This is a genomic window from Mesorhizobium sp. M8A.F.Ca.ET.021.01.1.1, from assembly GCF_003998025.1.
In the GTDB taxonomy this organism is placed as follows: Bacteria; Pseudomonadota; Alphaproteobacteria; order Rhizobiales; family Rhizobiaceae; genus Mesorhizobium.
The window spans coordinates 1-1828 of record NZ_RZSJ01000848.1 but is presented as its reverse complement, the minus strand read 5'-3'; the positions used below and the strand labels follow the sequence as shown (position 1 = coordinate 1828).

At 67.0% G+C, this 1828-nt stretch carries 2 protein-coding genes; one reads left to right on the top strand and one right to left on the bottom strand.

What is annotated here, in order from left to right; genetic code table 11:
• Positions 1–296 precede the first annotated feature (296 nt).
• Positions 297–896 (bottom strand): LysE family translocator, encoded by a 600-nt coding sequence (locus EOA36_RS34690; RefSeq protein WP_127281162.1) that lies wholly within the window; start codon positions 894–896, stop codon positions 297–299.
• Between the two features lie 94 nt (positions 897–990).
• On the opposite strand from EOA36_RS34690, the gene EOA36_RS34685 reads away from it, so the two are divergent.
• Positions 991–1828, top strand: an 838-nt coding sequence (locus EOA36_RS34685; RefSeq protein WP_127281161.1) for a LysR family transcriptional regulator, incomplete at its 3' end; no start/stop codon positions are given.

Below are 1828 nucleotides of genomic sequence, written 5' to 3'. Positions count from 1 at the left end.
TCCCAAGCTCTCCCGCGGCTGTAACCTCAGGTGGTACGGGCGACTTCGCCAAGCCAAGGTCCGGGCGGCCGCCCGGACCTTGGCTCAATCGCTTCAATCCCACGAAATCTCTCTCGTGTAGATACAAGGTGGCTCGGCGAAGCCGAGACGGAGTGGGGGTCGACCAGCGCGGCACAAGACAATTCACGCGCTAAGCCGTCATGCCACGCGATCGCCGCTACCAGCCGCCTGGAAATGCGCGCGTCCCGTAGCGCTATGGCGGGGCAAGAAACCCAACTCCTGGAAGGCCGACGCTTCTAATGCGGCTGCCACATCGGGATGATCGAGGCGGCCAGCACCAGCGCCAGCACGATGTTGAGCGCGCGCCATTGCCACTCGGTCTTCAATAGCCGTGCCAGTACCATGCCGGCCGCGCACCAGACAGACAGCGAGATGGCGGCGCTGAGGCCGTAGGTGGAGCCGAGCAGCAGCGCCAGTTGTCCTGGCCCGTCGGCAAGCGCGGCGAAGGAGGCCGCTGCGCCCAGCCCCATCGCCCAGCCCTTCGGGTTCATCCACTGGATGCCGGCGCCGCCCAGGAAACTGTTGGGCCTGGCCATCGCCACATCGAGATTGGGTGGGCCGGCACGGCCGATCTTGATCGCCAGCCAGACAAGATAGAGCGAGCCGATGATTTTCATCGCCACCTGTAGCGACGGCATGGCCAGCAGCAGGCCGGCCAGTCCAGCGCCGGCCGCGCCCGTCACCGTTGCGAGGCCGGTCGCACTTCCGACCAGCAGCGGAACGGAGCGGCGGAAGCCGAACCGCGCGCCTGAAGCGGTCGACAGGGTGGTGGCGATGCCCGGCGTGGCGGTGGCCACGAAGGCAAACAGTATCAGCGGCAGGATAGGCTGGAGCATGGGGCATCCTCGTCGGGAGATCCCATGGTAGACGCGGGCTTGCATTAGTAAATGCAATGTTTGCGATGGTCCGCATTAGCGTCTATAATGCAACATGATCCGCAATCTCGACACCAGCCTCGTGCGAACCTTCGTCACTGTCGCCGACAAGGCCAGCATGACGGCGGCGGCGAACGCGCTGCACCTGACCCAGGGCGCGGTCAGCCAGCAGGTCAAGCGCCTGGAGGAGACGCTGGGCTGCAGCCTGTTCGAGCGCGACCGGCGCGGTCTGCGCCTGACCCATTCCGGCGAGCGGCTGTTCGACAAGGCCAGGCGCCTGCTCAGCCTCAATGACGAGATCTGGTCCGAGATGGCGGGGAGCGCTGTCGCCGGCCAGGTGCGGCTCGGCGTGCCCTACGACCTTGTCGGCACCTTGCTGGCGCCCGTCCTGAAAGCCTACGCCGAAGCCTATCCGCAGGTTGAGATATCGCTGCTCTGCGCCTCCTCGCCGGAACTGGCGGCGGCACTGGCGGCGGGAACCATCGACCTCGCGGTGATCGAGGAGCGGGTCGGCCCGACCTCGGGCGAATGCCTGGCCGTCGACCGGCTCGTCTGGGTCGGGGCGAGGGGCGGGGCGGCCCGCGCCAAGCGGCCATTGCCGGTCTCGATCGTTGCCGACACCTGCGCCTTCCGGCCGGTGGTGCTGTCTGCACTCAACGCGCATGGGCTGGAATGGCGCAGCGTGTTCGAGAACGGCAATATCGACGCGACCACGGCGACGGTGCGCTCGGACCTGGCCGTCACCACATGGCTGGCTTCCACCGTGCCGGCGGACCTCGACATATTGCCGTTCGACGCCGGCCTGCCGCCGCTGCCGAATTTTGCCATCAACCTGCATCTGCCGGGGCATGGCGTGGGTACGGCTGCGCGGGAGTTCGCGCGGCATATACGTG

Excerpts from the sequence above, each read along its gene's own strand:
- EOA36_RS34690 (WP_127281162.1), bottom strand. The coding sequence starts at position 896 with ATGCTCCAGCCTATCCTGCCGCTGATACTGTTTGCCTTCGTGGCCACC.